Genomic DNA, 22,116 nt, shown 5'->3' on the forward strand with positions numbered 1-22,116 from the left:
TGAGATTAATTGTATAGTACCCAAGTATCTTTACTGCCCCCACCTTGGGAGCTATTGACTACCAGGGATCCTTTTTTCAGCGCCACTCGGGTAAGGGCACCTGGGATCACTTCTATTTCGTCACCATACAGGACATAAGGTCTCAAGTCTACATGCCTTCCGGAAATCCCCTCATCGGTCAAACACGGCACTGTGGAAAGCGACAGGGTAGGTTGAGCTATGTAATTTGTCGGATTTCCTTTGATCAAAGCACGGAATTTCTCGTGCTCTTCTTTGGTGGATTTTGGCCCGATCAGCATGCCATATCCCCCGGCTGCATTGGTTTCCTTGACCACCAATTCATCAATATGGTCCAACACATACTTTCTGTCCGATTCTTCCCTACAGAGGTAAGTTGGCACATTATTCAGGATCGGTTCCTCATCCAGGTAGTACTTAATTATCCGGGGAACATAGGCATAGACGGCTTTATCGTCAGCCACACCTGTACCCGGTGCATTGGCAAAAGCCACGTTTCCGGCCTTGTATGCCTCAAAAATCCCGGGAACACCGAGCATGGAGTGGGGATTGAATGTCAAAGGATCCAGAAAAGAATCATCAATCCTGCGATAAATTACATCAATCTGCTGCAGGCCTTTAGTGGTCTGCATGTAGGCAATCTTGTCTTTGACGATCAGATCCACTCCATTGACCAGCTCCACTCCCATCTGCAGTGCGAGATAGGAATGCTCGAAATAGGCAGAATTATAGATTCCAGGAGTCAGTACACCCACTACCGGTTTTGACTTATCGGATAAAAACTGGAGCATTTTGAGCAGCTTGGTCGGGTAGTCTGAGACAGGCATCACGCCTTCATCATTGAAAAGCTGAGGATAGGCCCGCTTGATGATTTCCCGGCTTTCCAGCATGTAGGACACTCCCGATGGGCAGCGGAGGTTATCTTCAAGGATGTAATATTCCCCGTCCCTGTTTTTGACCAGATCTGTCCCGGTGATGTGGCACCAGATCCCTTTTGGTGGCGTCAAACCCATACAGGGTTTAAGGTAATCTTTGGAGCCAAGAATAAGCTCAGCCGGCACTATTCCGTCTTTTAGAATTTTCTGCTCATTGTAGACATCCTGCAGAAATAGATTCAATGCATGGATGCGCTGCTTCAGACCTGCCTCCAGTTTCCTCCATTCGGCATTGGCGATGATTCGGGGAATAATATCCAGGTGAAGGATCTTTTCCAATCCCTGATTATCATGGTAGACGTTAAAGGTCATCCCCATCGCCTTTTGAGTTCGGTTGGCAGCCTCTTGAAGCTGCTTCATCTTTTTGGAAGTCACCTTACTGAGGAAGCTGTTGAACTCTTCATAATGCCATCTTACTTTTCCTTCTTCGGTGAACATCTCATCGTAATGTTCATTGCAGGAATACCCTTCTGTCTTCATGGTTGGCTTTTTTAAAAATCCAGAATAAGTTGAAAATAAACTTTTGAATCATATTTTTTCAAAAAAAATGAAATTTACTGTTCATTTTTTTACTAAATATGATAAATCAGTGCAGTTTTCCCAAAAAACAAGTCAAAATTAAGACTTACTTTTTTGACTTGTCAATCCAGAGCTAAGGCTTTGCGAACCAAATACTCCTCTTCGCCTGAGTTGATCATCACCATCAGCTTATCTCCCGATTTCAGTTCTGTCGCACCGTTTGGAGTGATGTACTTATTATTTCGGTTGACCAGGACAATCAGCGAAGTCTTGGGAAATTCCAGTTCAAGAATCTGTTTTCCGTCTACCCTTGAATTTTCAGGAAGATTCACTTCCACAAGGGCGTTTTTGAAGTCATCGGATAATTCGAGGTCCAATAAACTTCGTCGTTTGAGTCGCCCCGGCACAGCCAGGTGTAGCCATTCTGCGACTTTTATCAATGTGGTAGCCTGAAGTGCCACAGAGGTGAGGACAATAAAAAACACAATGTTGAAGATCAGATCACTTTTCTCTACTCCAGCAATTAGCGGAAAAGTAGCAAAGACGATCGGCACTGCTCCCCGAAGACCTACCCAACTGATAAATGCCTTTTTTCTGTTTGAGAAGTTGAAAAAAGACATCGAAGCCCAGACACCAAGCGGTCGGGCGACAAACATCAGAAACATCGCAATCACAAATCCCAATCCAGCCACCGGCCAAACCTGGGTTGGGTAAACCAGCAATCCCAAAGCGATGAACATGATAATCTGCATCAGCCAAGCTATTCCGTCAAAAAACCGAACCAAGCTTTTGTGATGCAGCATGCGGCTTTGATTCATCGTGATGGCAGAAAGGTAAACCGCCAGAAATCCATTCCCTCCTACCAAATCCGTCACCGTATAAACCAACACCACCAAGCCCAACATCAAGACAGGATACAGCCCATCGTATTCAAGATTGATTTTATTGATGAGAAAAACGATTCCCTTACCCAACAAAAAACCAGCCACAGCTCCAAAAATCATTTGTTTGAAAAACATGGGAATCAGATCCACTGGACTAAATCCCTCCACACTCAGCCAAGAGGTCATCCCGATCGTAAGGAAAAATGCCATCGGATCATTACTTCCGGATTCGAATTCCAAAAGTGGTCGCAGGTGACCCTTCAGCCCGATACTTTTCCTTCGCAAAATGGAAAAAACCGCTGCGGCATCTGTGGAAGACACGATTGCGCCGAGCAGAAGCCCTTCCTTCCAGGTCAGATCCACAAACCAGCTCGCAAAAAGACCCACTGATACAGCTGTAAGCAGTACTCCTATTGTGGATAATAATAAACCGGGTTTGAGGACAGGCTTAATGGACTGCCATTTGGTGTCCAGACCACCTGAAAAAAGAATATAGGTCAAAGCCAAAATCCCCAGAAACTGAGCAGCCCCAGGGTCATCAAATGCGATTTTTCCAATCCCATCGGTTCCTGCCAGCATGCCTACCCCTAAGAAAAGTAACAAGACCGGAATCCCAGCTTTCCCGGCAGTTTTGCTGGCAATGATGCTGAGGATCAAGAGTAATGAGCCTATCAAAAGAATGTTTTCAGCAGTGATTTGCATAAAAAAGATTGGGGTGATGTGTTTCTACTAAAAAAAGTAGAGTCCATTAAGGTAAGAAATTTGAGGTAAAAATGGTTCGGAACTAAAACCAAAAAAATCAGAAATGAGCAATAGGAAAGTGTCAATGATCAAATTCAATGATTAATTATCAAGGTCAAAAAAATCGCACATGTTTACTTCACTCCGGATAAATCCCGCACACTCTCCGCCAGCAGATTTTCTCGGTCAAGCAATTCGGCTGGACTTCCAATGTCAACTAGTTTTCCGTGATCCAAAATCAACACCTCATCGGCTATCAAGGCAGGTTTAACACGGTGTGTGACAATCAAAACCGGAATGGATTCTTTGACTTTCAGAATTAAATCAAGCATCACCTGCTCCGTATTCCGATCCATAGCCCCAGTGAATTCATCCAAAAGTAAGAGTTTGGGCTCCTGAATCAATGCCCGTGCTAATCCTATCAACTGTTTTTGACCACCAGAAAGATTGATTCCTTCTTCACCCACCACTGTGAAATATCCTTGTGGCAAACTTTCAAAAAACTTGTTCAACCCCAGAGTCTGACAAATCTTTATTGCTTTGGCGAACATTTCCTTATCCTGCGCCAAAGTCAGGTTAGTGATCAGATTGCCATTGAAAAGCTTGATCTCCTGTGGTACATATCCTACTTTTCGTCGCCAATCTCCAGCCGAAAAAGAATTAAGATCCAGCGTACCATTGACTCGGATATTCCCTTGTTCAGGTAAATAAAAACCCATCAAGAGTTGAAGCAAAGTACTTTTTCCTCCTCCTGATTCACCTAGCAGGACACTTAATTTTCCCCGTTTTAATTCAAATGAAATATTCTGAAGCAATAGTTTCCGGCCGGGAAACCGAAAACTGATATTCTCTAACTGAATCAAATCGATCCGGTCTGGGACGATTTGCCCAAGATTTTCGGACTCCCGTTCTACTTGGATAAATTCATACAGCCGATCCAAGGCAATTTTAGCTTCCTGAATTTGAAGGTTAGATAAGGCGAGTTTGTTGACTGCTGGAACAAGCATTCCCAGCATCCCGCTGATCGCTACCAAGACTCCCAAGTCCATCTGCTCAGTGGCCACTAAATAGCAACTTCCACCTAATACCGAAACTAAAAAAAGTACCCCCGCAAGCTGAGACACCAAACCCAATCGATTACTTACTTGACCTAATCGAAAAGCCTGATCTTGAAAATCATGGTAAACAGATTGGTTTTTTTTCAGAAAGTCTTCTTCTCGGCCAGCCCCTTTGATCGCCCCTATCCCTGTCAAGGTATCAATAAACGAAGATTCCGAACTCCCATAATGAACCATTAGCTGCTGCTGACCAAGCCGGATAGGATGGTGATAGCTATAAACCAACCAGAAATAAACAGGAAGGAATCCGGCCACAAGCAGCCCTATTACTTTTGAATAAAGGAGAATGGAAATCAAGGTAACTACTACGACAAAGGAATCCACCATCAACTCAGTTGTCAGTACCGAAACAGCTCGCTGAATCCGACGGGAGTCATTCATACGAGCGGTAATGTCACCCACTCTGCGGGAGTCAAAAAAACGCTTGGGCAAATAAATCAATTGTTCAAAAAAACGGGAAATCAGCCGCAGGTTGAGTTCCTTGCTTTGTCGGATCAGCACAGTGGATCTAAGATATCCCAAAACACTTCGGCCAACCAATAGGATTGCCAGAAGGACTAATCCTAAAATCAACTTTTCCCATTGCTTGTCAGGAAGAATCTCATCGATCAGCTTCTGAGAAAAAACTGCTACCGAAAGCCCTAAAATAGTCACAACTAAGCCCAGAAAACCAGAAATCAATAAAATCGGAAGATCCTCCTTGACTAACTCAAAAACCCATTATTTCTTCTTTGCCAAAAAATCAGACTTAAGCTGAAATTCTGAATTCGGTTTGGCCAAGACAAGTGACTTGCTTTGCCAGATCCGGTCAAGAAGCTCAGCGGAGAGAATTCTTTTGCCTTGTGCAGGATCCATCACCAAATATCCTCCTGCTACTAGACCATAGCAGACAATGTAATGACTGAATTTCTCCTCCATGACTACATGAAGGATAGCAGGTCCATCTAGAGTATTCAGTCTACTGACTGAATCCACCTTAAAGGCATCCGCATCCATTCCTATTGCCTTAGCTGACTCCATCAAGCCCAATACAGTAGTTCCCTGAATAGCCGTACCGCTCAAAACCCTTAATTGCTCCAAGGTCTGATGCCCACCGAAAAAACGGATCACTGAGGACAGACAAGCTACGCCGCAATCAGAACTAGCCTGCTGCAATACTATCGGCACTCTATCTGGAGCTATCATGAGTTTTTTTTACAGCTGCTTTCAAATCACTCATAGAGACCGCACCTCTAAAAAACTCAACCAATGCTCCCTTGGAGTCATAGACAAGAGTAGCAGGCACAGTAGTTAGCTTAAACTCAACAGCAAGTCTGAAAAGCGTATCAGATAAAAAAGTATGATTTGAAAGATTCGCAAAATCATACCTATCCCTAAAGTCTTTTACTTCAGCCACAGTCTCCGAAGAAATCCAGATAAAAGTTACCTTCTGCTCCTCTGAAAAAACTTTCCTGATCAATTCCGCTTCTGATTGACAAATCGGACAAGTAGAGTTAAAATAGATAAGAATCAAAGGAGTACCTATTTGTTCTCTCAAATAAAATGAACGACCTTCCATAGAGGATACTTCAATCGAAGGTAAATTTACAACCAAAGAGCGCTGTTCTAAATTTGCAGAATATCTAGAAAAGCCAAACCAAGCACCTGATAATAGCAGAACAAGAAGTATAATAGAAAAAAGTAATGTAATTCGCATAGCATTAACTGTTTCCAAGAGAAATAAACATTACAAATACTACCCAACAGAAAAGAAAGGGGACATAATAACCTAACACAACTTTTAACATTGAGTCTAATGAGCGATTTAAATACTTAGCAAGCAAAAATGATAAAATGATCCAATATAAAATCTCATATAAACTGAATGTAATTAATAAAAACTTCAAAATCCCTTCAATGGGTAAAAAATAAAACAAAGAAAAATTTTCAATTCGAAATAAAGAATTGTCTAAAATAAATAAACCATCCGACAAGAGAAAAATACTCTCAGCAAAAAAACAAACATAAAATACAATATCAAATTTAATATTTTTCAGGTTAAACCATAGCCCCAAATATATTAAGCTCGAAACAATAAGTATTTTCAAAAAACGAAAAATTAACGAAAACAAAAACAGAAGAAAAAAATTGTATTTTTTTGCACCAAAAAAATTCTGGATCGATAAGTCACTTCCAAAATAATTAAATGAAAAATATAATTCAATAAAAATATAAAATATTAAATAAATAGAAATTAGGACTGAATTAATTTTCATTTTTTCCTCAAATAATAAGAAGTTAAGTTTGAATTCCTTATCACAAGTGTATCTGCAGAAAAATTATAATAATCTACATGTGTAGCAAAAATTTTCCCATGTTCATCGATTGCCCTTATCTCAATTTCACCATTTTCAGCTTTCCATTTAAATCTTGGAAAATCGATAATCCTAAGATTCAATTCAGAAGTTTGCTGTCTTACAATTCTGATATCAAGAATAAAGTCTCCATTTTTTGCATAGGTATAAGTATAACCTTCCCTTATTGAATCGTCAAAGAACTCAAATCCGTCTTTCTCGGATTTGACCATCACCCAAACACCAATTAAATTTGGCTCAACTTGATTATACACTATTTTTTTGGCTGTATAATTAGGATGAGATCCTATTTTCGGAATTGTCCAATTAATTATAAATCCGATAAGTAAAAGAGTTATCGCTTTCATCTTCTGGAGTTAATATTTAAGGGTTGGGATTTCACTCCCAACCCAATTTGTCCTTAAGCCATCGCACATTCAAATAGCCGAGCTTCTGCAAGTGCAAATGCGGTAAAAGTTCTAGCTGTAGGATTATCAGTGTAATTTAACCAAGCTAAAGATGATGCCGCAGCTTCATCAAAGCAGGTCCCAAATGATCCACCCACCAGATTTTCCATCTGGTCAATTGTTAATTTTTCCATGATTGTTAATGATTAAAGTTTGAAATAATTAAATGAATGATTGATTTTAGACAATGTTTTTCACTCTTCCAAATCACTGATCATCAGTAAATTGACAATAAACCTAAAATTGTATTATTCTTAGCTTGAAATTCAGAACTATATTTTGTTTTTCGCCCCCCCCTTTTTTTTCATTAAATCATTACATTATTCGTTGAAAATCGAACTAGCAAAATATTTAATTGAATTTCAATTAATTTCAACTTTTTTAAAATTCTTTGAAAAATACAACGAAGAAATGAGCAAAGCTTAGTAGCAAGACGTAAATATCAAGACCTATGACAGATGAGTCTAGAGTTCAGATAAAAGATTTTAGTCGCGGTAACTAATGGGCAACAACTTCATAAGAATTGCATTCGACCCTTGCCCACCCACAAAAAAACCTGCCCCGTATTTTCCACGCTGACAGGTTTCTAAAATCTGAGCTCTTTTTTCTTGACACTAGGAAAAGACTGCTTCGACTCGTTCCTCTTCTCGCAGTGACGTAGACCTACGAAATCGTCGATCCATTTGCGGTTCCCTCATGGGGCTGGAGCAACTTCAGCTTTCCGTCTTTATCCTCTGCCATCAGGATCATTCCCTCCGAGTCGGTTCCCATCATCTTTCGAGGCGCCAAGTTGATCAGCATCGTGACTTGCTTTCCTACCAGGAATTCCGGCGCAAAATGATCGGCTACTCCACTCAGGACTGTTCTGTGCCCCAACCCAATATCTACTTTTAGCTTCAAAAGCTTTTTGGATTTTGGCATTGGCTCAGCCTCCAGAATAGTGACCACACGCAAGTCCAGCTTGGCAAAGTCATCGTAGGTGATGAGTTCCTTCATCGGTGCGACAGGCGCATTGGCGGCTTCATTCATCTTTTTGGAGTCAAGGAGTTTTTGAACTTGTTTTTCTACGGTTTCATCTTCGATTTTCTCGAAGAGCAAACCCATCTTACCTAAAGTTTTTCCTTCTGAAAGCAGTTTGCCATTTCCGGCATGAGACCAGGAGACCTGATCCATTCCGAACATTTCAAAGAGTTTGGAAGCAGTAAAGGGTAAAAAAGGCTCGGAAACGATCGCCAAATTCGCAGCAATATTCAGTGCTATATTCAGGATGGTTTTGGTGCGCTCGGGGTCAGTTTTGATTTCCTTCCAAGGTTCGGTATCTGCCAGGTATTTATTTCCCAATCGGGCAAAATCCATCACGATGGACAAAGCCTCACGGAAACGATAGCGCTCGATGGAAGCGGCAATTTTCTCGGGAAATTCCTCCAAAGCGCTTAAAACCCCCTTGTCATAACCACGCAGTTCACCTCTTGCCGGAACTTCGCCTTGATAAAACTTCTGCGTCAGGACCACTGCCCGGTTCACAAAGTTGCCGTAAATGGCAACAAGCTCTGAATTGTTTCTTCCCTGAAAATCCTTCCAAGTGAAGTCATTGTCTTTGGTTTCGGGCGCATTCGCGGTCAACACATAGCGAAGCACGTCCTGCTTACCGGGAAATTCCTCGAGATACTCATGCAGCCATACCGCCCAATTACGCGAGGTGGAGATTTTTTCCCCTTCGAGATTCAGAAATTCGTTTGCCGGGACATTTTCAGGAAGGACGTAGCCACCGTGCGTTTTCAAGATTGCCGGGAAAATGATGCAGTGGAATACGATGTTATCCTTTCCGATGAAGTGTACCAACTTGGTGTCCTGATCTTTCCAGTAGGGCTGCCAGTCGATTCCTTTTTCGGCTGCCCATTCTTTGGTCGAGGAAATGTATCCGATCGGCGCATCAAACCAGACATAGAGCACTTTGCCGTCAGCACCTTCCAAGGGTACTTTGATTCCCCAGTCCAGATCCCGGGTCATGGATCGCGCCTGCAAACCGTCACCGGCTTCCAGCCAGGAGCGGCATTGTCCTAGCACATTATTTTTCCAATCATCTGCGTGATCTTCGAGGATCCACTTTTTCAAAAAAGGCTGATAGCGGGCCAAATCCAGGAACCAATGCTTGGTTTCTTTCAGCACCGGAGTCCTTCCGCTGAGTTTGGATTTTGGATTGATAAGATCGGTAGGGCTGAGTGAGGAGCCACATTTTTCGCATTGATCGCCATAAGCATGCTCGTTGCCACATTTTGGACAGATTCCCTCGATGTAGCGATCTGCCAAAAACTGACCAGCTTCCTCGTCATAATACTGCTCAGTAGTCTGCTCCAGAAATTCGCCTTTTTCATACAAATCCGTAAAAAATCCCTGGGCAGTCTCGTGATGAACCTGTGCAGACGTGCGGGAATAGTGATCAAAACTGATCCCAAACTGCTTGAAACTGCCCTTCATCATCTCATGGTATTGATCTACAACTTGCTGGGGAGTTTTACCTTCTTTGACGGCTTTGATGGTGATCGCTACACCATGCTCATCCGAACCACAGATATAGGCAACTTCTCGCCCCTGAGATCGGAGGTAGCGGACATAGATATCAGAAGGCACGTAGCATCCCGCCAAGTGACCGATATGAAGCGGTCCGTTGGCATAAGGAAGTGCAGCGGTGACGGTGTAGCGTTTGAAATTCTTGTTGTTCATGGAGAAAATAGACGGAAGACGGAAGACCGGAGACCAAAGAGGGTATGGAAATCCGTCAAATCGAGGCCAAAGATAGGGAAATCATGCGAAGGCAAAATCAGGCATTTTGAAATTCATTGCGGGCTTCATCAGTCAGAATTCCATTGTAAATAATGCTGATGGCCTGATCATATATTTCGGATGGGGGAATTTTCATGCCCTTTTGGATGGCACTTGGAAATTGCCCTGAAAATTCCGGATCCAAAAGTGACTGCACAGCAGCCGCATACAGCATGACCACCAGACTGGTGTTTAGTCGCGGATTGACAAGACCTTGTGCTACTCCCTGTTCGATCAGCCTTGCAAAGCGGAGGTAAGCAGACTCATTGATATAAGTGGTCAATTCCTCCCATATTTCCGGCGCGTGGTCCTTTAGATCCTCGAAAAGTTCAGGATTGATCGGCGCCAAATGCGTGGCAATGACTGAAAGCATAGATTTCAATTTGAGGGGAAAAGAGATGTACCGGTTATCCAAGATTGCCTCCACTTTAGCGGTCATCTTGGTTTTCAGCACCTCGAATGAGGCAGATAAAAGCTCCAATTTACCGGGATAATACTTGTACAGGGTCTTTTTACTCATTCCGAGATCCTGGGCTATATCATCCATAGTGGTATGACGATAACCTTTGCCCAAAAACAGGCGGTAAGCAGCATCCAGGATTTTTCCTTCTGTGGAGGTCTTTTTGCTCATTTTTTAGGTTTGTATAGCAAATATAGAAAAACTAAAACCTCTCAATATTGTTGCTGAAAACAGATTTGAACTTCTGCCTTATTCAAAAATACCTCTGGTCAAAAGGAGAAAAAAGGTCTTCCCTAGAATACTTTTTCCAACATATAAACTCTCAGCGATTTCCTCGATTCAAAGCCCAATTTCCTGTAAACTTTAACAGCGGGTGTGTTTTCAGGATAGACATGGAGAAAAGGTGTTTTTCCTTCAGCTTGAATTTCGAGGACTACTCGCTCAATGACCTTGGCTGAAAGGCCTTTGCCCAAGAAATCAGGATGGGTACACACCGCACTGATTTCTGTAAAAGAATTCGGACTCAGTCGTTTTCCAGCCATAGAAATCAGTTTTTCTCCCTCAAAAACCCCAAAATACCCTCCAAAATCAATCGTCCTCGAAATAAACGGCCCCGGCTTAGTCAATTCCGTCAATTCAAGCATGGCAGGAATATCCTTTTCTTCTAGTTTGATCAGGGGAATTGAAGTGTTTTCAGTTTTGGTACCCGCCTCACATACCATCTGAAGAAGTTCGTGATCATTTCTTACAAGCCAGCTACTATGCAATTGAATAGGTCCAGGAGTAAAGAGGATGACACGTTGTCCGATAGTGCATGCCGCATAAAGTCGTTGAATGTCATCCGGCTCATAGCTTGGCAAACCGGCAAAGAAACCCATCGCAGGATCGATGAATTTGCAATGCTGATCTCCTTGAGCGAACATTGCACTTCCGGTGTTCAGCGCATTCCAAATGGGGTTATCTAAGGGATGAGGCATGCAATTAGCAAGTAAGGCGGTAAAAATAGCAAAAATAGATTGGGTCAGGTGGTTAAACCCGAAAGTTCAAAAAGGACCAAAGTTTAAGGTTTATGATTTTAGCCGTCTGACTTTATATTTCATAATTTTTCAACCTTTCAATCTTTCAATTCTCCACCTAATACTCTTAATTTTAAATTCGATTATTTAATTTCCCAATGACCCATTCAGAAGCTGCTGCCCGCATCGCCCAACTCAGCAAAGAAATCAATCACCACAATCAGCTTTACTATCAGGAAAGTCGGATTGAGATCTCTGATTACGAGTTCGATCAGCTGTTGGAGGAATTGGTGAAGTTGGAGCAGGAGTTTCCGGATTTGCTGCAGCCTGACAGCCCAAGTCAGCGGGTCGGAGGTACGATCACCAAGGAATTTAAGACGGTGGAGCACAGCTCGAGGATGCTTTCCCTGGGCAATACCTATTCCAAAGAGGAATTGATCGCTTTTGATGAGCGGGTTGCAAAGGGCCTCGGACACACCAATTACGAATATTTCTGCGAAATGAAATTTGACGGTGTGGCCATCAGTTTGGTGTATGAAAATAGAAAACTCGTCCGCGCGGTCACGCGAGGTGACGGGTTTAAAGGCGATGATGTGACTGCCAATGTCCGTACGATTCGAAATATTCCTTTGACAGTCGTCGGTGAAAATATCCCAGAACGATTTGAAGTCCGAGGAGAAATCTTCCTTCCTCTGAAAGAATTCCTGAAGATCAATGCAGAAAAGGAAGCCGCCGGGGAGCAGCTTTTGGCAAATCCAAGAAATGCCGCCTCAGGTACGCTGAAAATGCAGGACAGTTCGGTCGTGGCCAAGCGCCGGCTGAACTGCTATTTTTATCAACTTCTAGGCGATGAAATCGGCGTCAAAACGCATGCTGAAGCTATTCACTTGATCGAAAGTTGGGGATTTAACGTCTCCCCTACCTATCGAAAAGTACGCGGGATAGATGGTGCGCTGGAATACATCGAAGAATGGAGAGAAAAACGCTTCTCCCTTCCTCTGGACACCGACGGCATTGTCCTCAAAATCAACGACTATGATCAGCGGGAAGAATTGGGCTTCACTGCAAAAATCCCCCGATGGGCAATCGCCTACAAGTACAAAGCTGAAAGCGCAGAAACCGAACTCCTGTCCATCACTTATCAAGTTGGCCGAACCGGAGCCATCACACCGGTAGCAAACCTTTCACCTGTTCTTCTTGCAGGAACGACGGTCAAGCGCGCTTCCCTGCACAACGCCAATGAAATCGAGCGCCTCGGCATCCATATCGGAGATTTTGTATTTGTGGAAAAAGGCGGAGAGATCATCCCAAAAATCACTGCTGTAAATGAACTTCGGAGAAAACCCGGTGCCCAAGCCGTCCGGTATATCGAAACCTGCCCGGAATGTGGAACAAGCCTAGTCCGAAAGGAAAGCGAAGCCAAGCACTACTGTCCCAATGCCGTAAGCTGTCCGCCTCAGGTCTTGGGCAGGATCGAGCATTTCGTGAGCAAGCGTGCCATGGACATAGACTCGCTAGGTACCGAACGGATTCGGGCGCTGATCGATCAGGGTTTTATCCGTAGTTACGCGGACATCTATGATTTGGAACTAAAACAAAATGACCTTCTCGGCCTCGAGATGAGCCAGGATCAATACGAGCGGGAGGAATCTGGATTGCTTTATATTTCTTTGGAAAAGGTACTTTTTGCCTTGACAGAGACTATTTCATTTAAGCAGATTCAGGACTTTTTGGGGGAGTTTTCTCATCTTCCCCTTCGGGAAAAGCTCAGGAAATTTCAGGAGCAAATAAGAATCTGGAAGAAAAAAGTCCCTGCCAATGTAGGAATGATCGATTACTTACTGGAGCATTTGAGCAGGCACAGCCAATTGGCCCAATTGGAAGATTACGTACCGGCAGCGGTCGTTTTGGAGATTTTCTTGGGAAGACGAATCCAGTTTGAGCAGATTCTGGAAGCCAGCAAAAAGCATGGCACCATCCACATGATTCTGTTGGATCTCAAGCTGGACCTACCCGCTGAGGTGAATGAGCGGATCAAAAAACTGAAAGCCAATACCTTCCAAGAAGGCGTAATTTCCAATATGATGGAAGGCATCAAAGCCTCCAAAGATCAGCCTTTCGAGAAAGTACTTTTTGCGCTGGGAATTAGAAACATCGGGGAAAACACGGCACAGCTTCTGGCCCGGCACTTTGGCAGCATCGAAAAACTTCAAGCGGCAACAACCGAGCAACTTCTGGAAATCAATGGAGTCGGCGAAACGCTGGTCCAAAGCATGAAAGAGTTTTTTGCCCAAGAAGAAAATCTGGACATCATCAGCCGTTTGAAAAAGCACGGGTTAAAGTTTGAGATCGAGCAAGTTGAGTCCAAGCAACTCGGATCGGCCTTGGCAGGAAAACGGATTTTGGCATCAGGTAAACTACAGAACTTCAAGCGGGACGAGATTGTGAAGTTTGTGCAGGCGCATGGGGGTCAGTACATTTCCTCCGTCTCCAAAAACATGGACTTCATCATCGAGGGCGAAGAAATGGGGCCAAGCAAAAAGGAAAAGGCGCAAAAGCTGGGAGTTCCGCTTATTTCTGAGGAAGAGTTTCTGAGGATGGTGAGTTCGACTCCGCTCACTCACCGTTAAGTCGATTCCGCTCACTCACCGGGCCACCGATGTTCCCGGTGGCTGAGCGGAGTCGAAGCCAGATGCTGGATTTTAATTCTTGGATCAATGCATTACAATTAAATCCCATTTCCTGATCTGCTCAATTTTTAAAAGGCTTTTGCCTATTTTTCCGAGGTGGTAATCAACCAAATCTTATCAAGTGACTCCTGAACAAACCCTTATTTCTGTTTTACTGCTTCTTCTAGTGGTGGGTGGAGTCATTATTTTTTCGCTTTCTAAAAAGCTGAAAAAAGTCTCCCGCGACAACCAAAATGCTGCGGTAACACTTCAATTACTTGAACAAAAAACAGATTCCCTCAGACTGGAATCGCTGGAATCCAAGCTCAACCCCCACCTCTTCAAAAACATCCTCAATTCCATTCAATCCCATGCCTACCAGACTTACTTTGCTCTGGATAAGCTGGCCAATGTCCTGGACTACATCCTCTATGAAAGTCGCCAAAAATATGTTAGCCCCAAAGACGAGATTGATTTCGCGCTTAATCTGATCGAGATCAACAAAATCAAACTCAGTCCACTTTTTGAACTGAGTGTCAAAACCAAAATCCAAGACAATGACCCGTTTTACCGGTCAAAAATTCTGGCTCCGTTAATTTCAATCGACCTGATCGAAAACGCCTTTAAGCATGCGGACCTTCAAAGCGGGGATTCCTTTATCCGGATCAATCTAGAGCTGAAGAATGGCGTGTTTTCTATCCTGGTTTCGAATAAAGTTTCAGGTAAATCGACGCTTCAAAAATCGAATAGCGGGCTGGGTACCGAAACGCTGGACCAGCGGCTGAGCATTCTTTATAAAGGAAAATATTCCCTTGAAAGATTCAGGGAAGGCGATGTTTTTTTGGCTCAACTTAAAATCGACCTGAATGGAAAGGGAACTTAAATGTCTGCTACTTGACGACGAACTTCCCGGCCTGACCTACCTCAAGATGCTTTGCGAGCAGATTCCGGGCCTTTCGGTCGTCAAATCCTTCAATGATCCTTCCCGATTTTTGGAAGAATTTCCATCCTTAGAGTTTGACTTTTGCATCATCGATATCGAAATGCCCCAATTTAACGGGCTTCAGATCGCCAATTTACTCCAGGGCAAGCCAGTGATTTTTTCCACTGCTTATAGCGAATATGCGGCGGAGGCTTTTGATCTGAATGCGGTAGATTATATCCGGAAGCCCGTTGCTATAGACCGACTCAAAAAAGCGGTAGACAAAGTCCGGATACAGCTTAATGCAAAGCAGGAGGCCTCCCGTTTTTTCACATGCAATACCGACAAGGGGAAAGCCCTCATTCAGATTGAGGACCTGGCCTGGATCGGAACATCCCTGGTAGACAGCAGGGACAAAGAGGCAAATCTGAAGGATGGCACCTCGCTCCTGCTCAAGAATATCTCATTTGAATCTCTGCTAAAATTGCTCCCAGAGGAGTCATTTGTAAGAATCAACAAACAAGAAGTCATTAATCTGGTCATGGTACGCTATTTTTCACACGACCAAATCACCACGCTTCTGGATCAAAAATCCGGAAAACCAATCATTCTCCAACTTGGTGAACGATACAGGGAGAATTTTCTTAAAAAGATGAATCCCTAAACTCATTACAAAAAAATCCCAGTTTGGTGCATTTCAAATTCGAATCATTACATCCGGATAAATTCTTAACCTGAATTGATTCAACTTAGCGTAGAATTGGACGGCTGAGAGGCCGGTTACCTCCGGGGATGATTTGCCTGATCCAAGTCAGGCCAGGTATCACTTCAAGACAATCTATGGATTCTCATAGATCGGTCGAACGTGTACCTGCATCGCCCGGGCCAAATGCCAAAACAACCTGCAGAATGGGAAAGAACCGAAATGCGATATTTTATCTGGCAACCATTGGCATATTTTCGGCCTTGATGTACTTTATCTCCATCAAAGGAAAACTCCTTGAAGAAGGAAGAGCGATTCAGATTTCTCAATCCGAAGCAAGCCAATGGACCGAATTTCTGAATTCGATATCTTCTAATCTTACACACCCATTGGCTATTCTTTTAGCCCAGATTGTGACCATTATTTTGGTAGCGCGGATTTTTGGATGGCTGAGTAAAAAAATCGGCCAGCCTACCGTTATCGGTGAAATCATCGCGGGAATCGTATTGGGTCCTTCGTTACTGGGATGGATCTTTCCTGAGTTTTCGTTGGCACTTTTTCCGCTTGAATCACTAGGTAACCTCCAGTTTCTGAGTCAGATCGGATTAATTCTTTTCATGTTTGTGATCGGAATGGAACTGGATCTGAAAGTACTTCGAAACAAGGCCAATGACGCTGTAGTCATCAGCCATGCCAGCATTGTCATTCCTTTTGCATTGGGAATTGGACTTGCCTACTTCATCTATACATCCTTTGCACCTGTGGGAGTGGAGTTTTTATCTTTTGGCTTGTTTTTGGGGATTGCGATGAGCATCACCGCTTTTCCGGTTTTGGCCAGAATAGTACAGGAAAGAGGCCTTCAAAAAACCCGTCTGGGAACGGTCGTCATCACCTGTGCAGCAGCTGATGACATTACAGCTTGGTGCCTTTTGGCCGCGGTCATTGCCATTGTCAAGGCAGGGTCCTTTGTAAGTTCACTTTACGTGATCGCTTTGGCAGTCGCATACGTTTTGGTGATGATTAAGCTGGTACGCCCGTTTCTAAAGCGAATCGGCGATCTGCATACCTCCCGTGAGAATCTAAGTAAGCCTATTGTTGCTATCTTTTTTTTAACCTTGATTATTTCGGCCTATGCCACCGAGGTGATTGGAATACATGCGCTTTTCGGCGCATTTATGGCCGGTGCCATCATGCCTGAAAACACAAAATTCAGAAACATCTTCATCGAAAAAGTAGAGGATGTTTCTTTGGTGCTTCTACTTCCACTCTTCTTTGTCTACACCGGGTTAAGGACCGAAATTGGACTGCTCAACGATCCTTATCTCTGGAAAGTGACGGGAATGATTATCCTGGTAGCAGTGGTGGGCAAGTTTATAGGCAGTGCGATTGCAGCACGGTTTGTAGGCCAAAACTGGAAGGACAGCCTCACTATTGGAGCTCTGATGAACACCCGCGGACTGATGGAGTTAGTAGTGCTCAATATTGGCTACGACCTGGGTGTTTTGACTCCTGAGATTTTTGCGATGATGGTCATCATGGCATTGGTGACTACTTTTATGACTGGCCCGGCGCTTGATTTGATCAATTGGTCATTTAGGAAGAAGCCTTCATTAATCCCCGAGGAGATTATTCAACAAAGTAATTACCGCATATTAGTTTCCTTTGGCCATCCTGAGCGAGGCAGATCACTGGTTAGGCTGGCACATAGCATGACCCGGAAACTCAAGGGAAACGCCTCCATTACTGCGATGCACCTGAGTCCTGTCGATGAACTAAATTACTTCAATCAGGCGACGTACGAGCGGGAAAGTTTTGCCCCTTTGATCCAGGAATCACAGCAGCTTCACCAAAAAGTGACTACACTGTTCAAGGCATCATCCAATATTGAAGAAGATATCGTGGAGGTAGCCAACAAGGGAAATTATGATTTGTTGCTTATCGGAGTCGGTCAGTCGATTTTTGAGGGGAGCTTATTAGGTAAGGTGTTGGGATTTACCACACGGATTATCAGTCCTGACCGAATATTAAACCAGGTGACAGGGAAGGAGAATCTTTTTGAAAACCTGCCTTTTGATGAACGAACAAGAAGTATCATACGAGCTTCTCAAGTTCCAGTCGGAGTCTTGATAGATAAGGGATTTAAGCAGGCAGACCGGATATTTATTCCGATATTTTCCTCTAAAGATGACTTTTTGGTAAAGTACGCACAGAAATGGATTTCAAATTCCGGTGCTCAGATCACCTTAATCGATACCGGAGATCAGGTGAAGAACAGGCCGGAAATCAAAGAGGCCATTCGTGCAATTGAACATGTAGCACCGCATCATATCCAATTAAGTCCCGAAACTTACCTGAATACAGACTTTTTAAAGACTCAGGATTTGATGGTAGTGTCCTTTAAAAGCTGGAAAAAACTAGTTGAAAGCAAAAAAGAATGGCTTTCAGAAATCCCGACAGTGCTAATTTTAGCAGATAAAACCACAGAAAAAGCTAAATCAGAAAACCTAAGCAATTAGACCTAGCTTAAACAATTTCACCCATCATTCATTCAGGAATCGAGTGGAATGAAAGCAATTCTAAGTTCCCTACCAAATCGCGATTATGCCGGTACGCATTTTCTCTTTTTCCTGATTTTTGAATAAATGGGCGCTAAAAACCGTTCAAGACCTTATCTTTGGTGCCTTAACGTTATCCAAAAATGAACGCATTCAAAGGCACAGGAGTCGCACTCGTTACTCCTTTCCATGACGATCAATCCATCGACTTTGGGAGTTTGAAAAAATTGATTGATCATGTCGTTTCCGGTGGAGTAGACTATTTGGTGGTCCTCGGGACCACTGGAGAAGCTACAACATTGACTTCCTCGGAGAAGAAACAAGTGCTCAAAGCCTGCTTGGATTACAATGCGGGACGTGTGCCTGTGATGTTGGGAATTGGAGGCAACAACACCTACTCAGTAGTGAATGAAATCAAAAACACGGATTTTTACGGAGTAGCAGCCATCCTTTCAGTTAGTCCCTATTACAATAAACCGAGTCAGGAAGGAATCGTGGCCCACTACACTGCGATCGCCGATGCATCGCCAGTCCCCATAGTGCTCTATAATGTTCCTGGCCGCACCATGTCAAATATGACCGCGTCCACCACGCTGAAGCTTTCTCATCATCCCAATATTGTGGCGATGAAAGAGGCCAGTGGAAATCTGGAACAGTGCATGCAAATCGCAGCTGCCATGCCAAAAGATTTTTTATTGCTTTCCGGTGATGATATGCTGACCAAAGCGCTGATGGGTGTTGGCGGAAGTGGGGTAATTTCAGTTTTGGCGAATGCATTTCCTGAAAAATTTAAGACAATGACTCACGGATCGGATCAAGACTCGCTGGCGGTGACATTTTCATTGTTGGAATTGAACAGCCTGATGTATTGGGAAGGAAATCCTGTTGGGATCAAAAATCTACTTTTTCATTTGGGAATCATCAAAAGCGATCAGGTCCGGCTTCCCATGCTCAGAGCCAGTTTGGATCTGAATAATAGGATCAAGGTGGCTTCTCAAAACTGAAATAACCATGTCCCCTATTTCAATTTCCCAACTCACAGAGCAAATTCGGTTAACGCTGGAAAATGAACTCGAACCAGTCTATTGGGTAGTCGGGGAACTGGCCGACTTCCGACAGGCACCTCAAGGGCATGTGTATTTTGAATTGGTAGAAAAGCAAGGAAATCAGGTACTGGCTAAGATTCGGGCCAACCTTTGGCAGTTTACCTATCGATCCGTTGCAGCTAAATTCCAATCGGTGACAGGCACCACTCTTAAAAATGGGATGAAGATTCTTGCTCAAGTTGCAGTCACATTTCATCCGGTTTACGGGCTGAGCATTAATGTAAAGGACATCGATCCTTCTTTTTCCCTTGGGGAAAGGGCAAGGTTGCGGCAGGAGACAATCAATCGACTGACACGGGAAGGACTCCTTCAATTGAATGCAAGATTTCAGCTACCTCCAGTCGTCCAGCGGATCGCAGTCATCTCCAGTGCGACAGCGGCGGGATATGGGGATTTTGTAAATCAGCTCGAAAAAAATTCCTTTGGTTACAAAGTTTTCCACCGGCTTTTCCCTTCGCTGATGCAAGGAAACGAGGCTGTTTCGAGTTTGATTTCAGCAATGGAGTCGATCAGAATTGAAATTGATCGCCTGAAACTCGAAGCTGTGGTAATTATTCGAGGCGGAGGAGCACAATTGGATTTGGATTGCTTTGACGATTACCGATTAGCGGCGGCAATGGCTAATTTTCCCTTGCCGATTTTCACAGGAATCGGCCATGAACGGGATGAGACAGTAGCTGATCTGGTAGCACACACACGACTCAAAACTCCGACAGCTGTCGCTGAATTTCTTTTGTCTGGTTTCAGGGAATTTGAGGAGAATCTGACCATGTTGCTCCAACGGCTGGACAGATCGACCAGGCAACAACTTCGGGCAGAAGAAAACAGGATACATCAATATAGTTTGCGGGCCAAATCGCTTTCAGCCAACCGGATTTCTTTGGAAAAAGAAAAAGTGAAAAACCAAGCCATGCATATATCACTTACCGCCAAAAATCAGTTCAGAAATCAATACGCCACTCTGGAAAATCTGGAGAAAAGTTTGAAAAAAAATCTAACCTTGTTTTTGATAAAGCAAAGCGAGAAACTCTCAAACACCGAAAATTTACTGCGTCAGCTTGAACCGAGTTCCATCCTGAAGCGTGGATATTCCCGCACAGAATACGCCGGAAAGCCAATTCATCTAACAAGCGTCAAACTTGGAGACCAAATCGAGACAATCACCCAATCCCAAAAAATCAGCAGTACAATCATTGAAATCAAAGAAAAATGAAGGATCAAACTTACAGCGATGCAATGGCCAGATTGGAGTCTATTCTGCTCCAACTCGAAGAAGGAAGCAAATCAGTCGATGAGCTTTCGGACTTGGTGAAAGAGGCCGCAGAACTTGTTAAATTTTGTAAAACAAAATTAAAGACTACTGAAGCAGATATTCAGGCAGCTTTTGACGGGGCCTGATTTTCCGAAAAACCACTATTTTTCGCTGGCTTCCGTTAAAGCAATAGCTGGTCAAATTCGCTTGGCATGTTTGTTGTAAAACCTATTCTTTGATTTCTTTTCACACATTATCAGGACCTTACCCCATGAAGCTCTTTTTAAAAACAGCCCTATTAATCCTCGTTTCCGGAAGTATTTCTGCGCAAAACTTTTACAAAGAGCGAATCTCACGGGATAATATTCTGACTATCGGTGTCGGACCATCTTTCGCCTACCTGGATAATGGAGGCCAATATCGCTCGTTGAATTTTGAAATAAGGCCGTCCTTTTCCCTTGGACTGACTAAGCGGTTAAATCAAACTTTCGACCTAAGAAGTACCGCAGGATTCCAACAAATCAACAGTGGTGGAAATCCGCCCACAGTACTCAGGGATCAGTGGTTTCAGGATTTTGCCTCCTTTACTGCCAAGGGTACTGTTTATTTTTTTGATTTAGTTCCAAGTGTCAACCTTATCCGTTTTTCCAACCACATGAACCGGAGTCTTTTCAATCTTTATGGTGGATTTGGATTGGGAATAATGAATGCCCGTACCAAACAGACTAAATCCTTCAGCAGTGAGGAAGAACCAACTACGCATCAGGTATCAACAGGATATGTCCCTGTTCGTGCCGGATTGAGCTTACGAGTTGGACCCTACTCTGACATCGCCGGAGAAGGTACCATGCTGTGGACATTCTCAGATAATCTGGATGGAAATGTGGGAAACAACCGCTATGGAGATCATCTATTTCAGGCACAAATCGTCTACAGAAGATATTTTGTTCCAAAGACAAGAGATTAAAAACCGCTTTAAAGCGGTTTTTTTATGCGGGTTGATTTTCGATCACTTGTAAAAACTTCCTTTCTATCGTGATCATCATGTTTTGCATGATTCCCGGAATTCTGATTAGGAAATAATCTTTGTTGCCTTTTTCGACACACTCACCGACCATATCCTGTAGCGGTCCTCCCAATACCTTTACTTTTTCTCCCGGCTCAATTTCGCTTCCGTCTGTCTCAACAGCCACGCCGGTAGTCACTACTCTCTTGATTATTTCAATTTCCTCATCTCGGACGGTAGCATGTTGACCGGAAAAATGAACAAACTTCACAGCCCCGGGTACTTGCAGACATTCCCAAAGTTTATTCCGTTCGGTTTTGACGAAAACATACCCATTGAACAAGGCACGCTGAACTTTCTTCTTCCGATCAGACCATTGGCGTAGTTCTTCCACTATGGGCAGATATACCTCCCAGCCTTTTTCCTGAAGTCTTTCTGCTACTTTTTTTTCCGCACGTGATGTGGTGTACATCACATACCATTTCAAATCCGACATTTCTACATCCTATTTATTTAGGAAAGCAAAAGTACAAAAACCATGCAGTATTGGTGGATCAAAAAACAAAAAACCCCCGGAACATTGTCCCGG

The 22,116-nt window shown here is 43.5% G+C and carries 19 protein-coding genes; 8 read left to right on the plus strand and 11 right to left on the minus strand.

All coding sequences use genetic code 11. The annotated features are described in order from the left end of the window. Positions 1 to 5: 5 nt before the first annotated feature. From C4S61_RS09955 to C4S61_RS10005, 10 genes are all read right to left on the minus strand, one after another. Positions 6 to 1,433: a circularly permuted type 2 ATP-grasp protein gene (locus tag C4S61_RS09955; protein ID WP_103924657.1), complete on the minus strand. Its 1,428-nt coding sequence runs from the start codon at positions 1,431 to 1,433 to the stop codon at positions 6 to 8. Positions 1,434 to 1,594: 161 nt separating this feature from the next. Continuing rightward, on the minus strand, positions 1,595 to 3,058 hold the full coding sequence (locus C4S61_RS09960) for a potassium/proton antiporter (RefSeq protein WP_103924658.1): 1,464 nt from the start codon (positions 3,056 to 3,058) through the stop codon (positions 1,595 to 1,597). Between the two features lie 173 nt (positions 3,059 to 3,231). Next, positions 3,232 to 4,896: a peptidase domain-containing ABC transporter gene (locus tag C4S61_RS09965; protein WP_103924659.1), complete on the minus strand. Its 1,665-nt coding sequence runs from the start codon at positions 4,894 to 4,896 to the stop codon at positions 3,232 to 3,234. Positions 4,897 to 4,935: 39 nt separating this feature from the next. Next, positions 4,936 to 5,400 carry a cysteine peptidase family C39 domain-containing protein gene (locus tag C4S61_RS09970; RefSeq protein ID WP_103924660.1) on the minus strand — a complete coding sequence of 155 codons (465 nt, stop codon included), beginning with the start codon at positions 5,398 to 5,400 and terminating at the stop codon, positions 4,936 to 4,938. Next, the gene (locus C4S61_RS09975; RefSeq protein ID WP_103924661.1) at positions 5,384 to 5,911 is read right to left on the minus strand and encodes a TlpA family protein disulfide reductase; all 528 of its coding nucleotides are present in this window, start codon (positions 5,909 to 5,911) and stop codon (positions 5,384 to 5,386) included. Before C4S61_RS09975 ends, C4S61_RS09970 begins: the two co-directional genes overlap by 17 nt. A 555-nt stretch (positions 5,912 to 6,466) precedes the next feature. Beyond that, a complete protein-coding gene (locus C4S61_RS09985) occupies positions 6,467 to 6,916 on the minus strand; it encodes a hypothetical protein (RefSeq protein WP_103924663.1) in 450 nt (149 codons plus the stop codon). Positions 6,917 to 6,969: 53 nt separating this feature from the next. After that, on the minus strand, positions 6,970 to 7,149 hold the full coding sequence (locus C4S61_RS09990; protein WP_103924664.1) for a hypothetical protein: 180 nt from the start codon (positions 7,147 to 7,149) through the stop codon (positions 6,970 to 6,972). A gap of 529 nt (positions 7,150 to 7,678) precedes the next feature. After that, complete coding sequence (metG, locus tag C4S61_RS09995) at positions 7,679 to 9,739, minus strand: methionine--tRNA ligase (RefSeq protein ID WP_103924665.1); 2,061 nt, start codon at positions 9,737 to 9,739, stop codon at positions 7,679 to 7,681. Between the two features lie 97 nt (positions 9,740 to 9,836). Then, positions 9,837 to 10,469 carry a TetR/AcrR family transcriptional regulator gene (locus C4S61_RS10000; RefSeq protein WP_103924666.1) on the minus strand — a complete coding sequence of 211 codons (633 nt, stop codon included), beginning with the start codon at positions 10,467 to 10,469 and terminating at the stop codon, positions 9,837 to 9,839. A 122-nt stretch (positions 10,470 to 10,591) separates the two neighbouring features. Further along, positions 10,592 to 11,275: a GNAT family N-acetyltransferase gene (locus tag C4S61_RS10005; protein WP_103924667.1), complete on the minus strand. Its 684-nt coding sequence runs from the start codon at positions 11,273 to 11,275 to the stop codon at positions 10,592 to 10,594. A gap of 197 nt (positions 11,276 to 11,472) precedes the next feature. Between C4S61_RS10005 and ligA the strand changes: the two genes are divergently transcribed. The 8 genes from ligA to C4S61_RS10050 all read left to right on the plus strand — a co-directional run bounded on the left by ligA (position 11,473) and on the right by C4S61_RS10050 (position 21,488). Then, the gene (ligA, locus tag C4S61_RS10015) at positions 11,473 to 13,944 is read left to right on the plus strand and encodes an NAD-dependent DNA ligase LigA (RefSeq protein ID WP_103924669.1); all 2,472 of its coding nucleotides are present in this window, start codon (positions 11,473 to 11,475) and stop codon (positions 13,942 to 13,944) included. A gap of 181 nt (positions 13,945 to 14,125) precedes the next feature. Continuing rightward, positions 14,126 to 14,866: a sensor histidine kinase gene (locus C4S61_RS10020; protein ID WP_103924670.1), complete on the plus strand. Its 741-nt coding sequence runs from the start codon at positions 14,126 to 14,128 to the stop codon at positions 14,864 to 14,866. After that, positions 14,850 to 15,569, plus strand: a complete 720-nt coding sequence (locus C4S61_RS10025) for a LytR/AlgR family response regulator transcription factor (protein WP_103924671.1) — start codon at positions 14,850 to 14,852, stop codon at positions 15,567 to 15,569. The genes C4S61_RS10020 and C4S61_RS10025 overlap by 17 nt, the downstream gene beginning before the upstream one ends. Positions 15,570 to 15,745: 176 nt before the next feature. After that, positions 15,746 to 18,124: a cation:proton antiporter domain-containing protein gene (locus C4S61_RS10030; RefSeq protein WP_235009918.1), complete on the plus strand. Its 2,379-nt coding sequence runs from the start codon at positions 15,746 to 15,748 to the stop codon at positions 18,122 to 18,124. A 182-nt stretch (positions 18,125 to 18,306) separates the two neighbouring features. After that, positions 18,307 to 19,167 carry a 4-hydroxy-tetrahydrodipicolinate synthase gene (dapA, locus tag C4S61_RS10035; protein ID WP_103924673.1) on the plus strand — a complete coding sequence of 287 codons (861 nt, stop codon included), beginning with the start codon at positions 18,307 to 18,309 and terminating at the stop codon, positions 19,165 to 19,167. Between the two features lie 7 nt (positions 19,168 to 19,174). After that, the gene (xseA, locus tag C4S61_RS10040) at positions 19,175 to 20,482 is read left to right on the plus strand and encodes an exodeoxyribonuclease VII large subunit (protein WP_103924674.1); all 1,308 of its coding nucleotides are present in this window, start codon (positions 19,175 to 19,177) and stop codon (positions 20,480 to 20,482) included. Then, positions 20,479 to 20,667 (plus strand): exodeoxyribonuclease VII small subunit, encoded by a 189-nt coding sequence (xseB, locus tag C4S61_RS10045; RefSeq protein WP_103924675.1) that lies wholly within the window; start codon positions 20,479 to 20,481, stop codon positions 20,665 to 20,667. Before xseA ends, xseB begins: the two co-directional genes overlap by 4 nt. Positions 20,668 to 20,792: 125 nt before the next feature. Then, positions 20,793 to 21,488: a hypothetical protein gene (locus C4S61_RS10050; protein WP_103924763.1), complete on the plus strand. Its 696-nt coding sequence runs from the start codon at positions 20,793 to 20,795 to the stop codon at positions 21,486 to 21,488. Between the two features lie 22 nt (positions 21,489 to 21,510). Here the strand turns inward: C4S61_RS10050 and C4S61_RS10055 are convergent, their stop codons facing one another. Further along, positions 21,511 to 22,023 carry a UpxY family transcription antiterminator gene (locus C4S61_RS10055; RefSeq protein ID WP_103924676.1) on the minus strand — a complete coding sequence of 171 codons (513 nt, stop codon included), beginning with the start codon at positions 22,021 to 22,023 and terminating at the stop codon, positions 21,511 to 21,513. Between the last annotated feature and the right edge of the window lie 93 nt (positions 22,024 to 22,116).

This window comes from Algoriphagus boritolerans DSM 17298 = JCM 18970 (assembly GCF_900108085.1).
Taxonomy (GTDB): domain Bacteria; phylum Bacteroidota; class Bacteroidia; order Cytophagales; family Cyclobacteriaceae; genus Algoriphagus; species Algoriphagus boritolerans.

What these genes read in the sequence shown, in the direction of transcription:
- C4S61_RS10005 (WP_103924667.1), bottom strand. Translation starts at nt 11,275, where the DNA reads ATGCCTCATCCCTTAGATAACCCCATTTGGAATGCGCTGAACACCGGA.
- C4S61_RS10000 (WP_103924666.1), bottom strand. Translation starts at nt 10,469, where the DNA reads ATGAGCAAAAAGACCTCCACAGAAGGAAAAATCCTGGATGCTGCTTAC.
- metG (WP_103924665.1), bottom strand. Translation starts at nt 9,739, where the DNA reads ATGAACAACAAGAATTTCAAACGCTACACCGTCACCGCTGCACTTCCT.
- dapA (WP_103924673.1), top strand. Translation starts at nt 18,307, where the DNA reads ATGAACGCATTCAAAGGCACAGGAGTCGCACTCGTTACTCCTTTCCAT.
- C4S61_RS09960 (WP_103924658.1), bottom strand. Translation starts at nt 3,058, where the DNA reads ATGCAAATCACTGCTGAAAACATTCTTTTGATAGGCTCATTACTCTTG.
- C4S61_RS09975 (WP_103924661.1), bottom strand. Translation starts at nt 5,911, where the DNA reads ATGCGAATTACATTACTTTTTTCTATTATACTTCTTGTTCTGCTATTA.
- xseA (WP_103924674.1), top strand. Translation starts at nt 19,175, where the DNA reads ATGTCCCCTATTTCAATTTCCCAACTCACAGAGCAAATTCGGTTAACG.
- C4S61_RS09985 (WP_103924663.1), bottom strand. Translation starts at nt 6,916, where the DNA reads ATGAAAGCGATAACTCTTTTACTTATCGGATTTATAATTAATTGGACA.
- C4S61_RS09955 (WP_103924657.1), bottom strand. Translation starts at nt 1,433, where the DNA reads ATGAAGACAGAAGGGTATTCCTGCAATGAACATTACGATGAGATGTTC.
- C4S61_RS10025 (WP_103924671.1), top strand. Translation starts at nt 14,850, where the DNA reads ATGGAAAGGGAACTTAAATGTCTGCTACTTGACGACGAACTTCCCGGC.
- C4S61_RS10050 (WP_103924763.1), top strand. Translation starts at nt 20,793, where the DNA reads ATGAAGCTCTTTTTAAAAACAGCCCTATTAATCCTCGTTTCCGGAAGT.
- C4S61_RS10055 (WP_103924676.1), bottom strand. Translation starts at nt 22,023, where the DNA reads ATGTCGGATTTGAAATGGTATGTGATGTACACCACATCACGTGCGGAA.
- C4S61_RS10030 (WP_235009918.1), top strand. Translation starts at nt 15,746, where the DNA reads ATGGATTCTCATAGATCGGTCGAACGTGTACCTGCATCGCCCGGGCCA.
- xseB (WP_103924675.1), top strand. Translation starts at nt 20,479, where the DNA reads ATGAAGGATCAAACTTACAGCGATGCAATGGCCAGATTGGAGTCTATT.
- ligA (WP_103924669.1), top strand. Translation starts at nt 11,473, where the DNA reads ATGACCCATTCAGAAGCTGCTGCCCGCATCGCCCAACTCAGCAAAGAA.
- C4S61_RS09990 (WP_103924664.1), bottom strand. Translation starts at nt 7,149, where the DNA reads ATGGAAAAATTAACAATTGACCAGATGGAAAATCTGGTGGGTGGATCA.
- C4S61_RS09970 (WP_103924660.1), bottom strand. Translation starts at nt 5,400, where the DNA reads ATGATAGCTCCAGATAGAGTGCCGATAGTATTGCAGCAGGCTAGTTCT.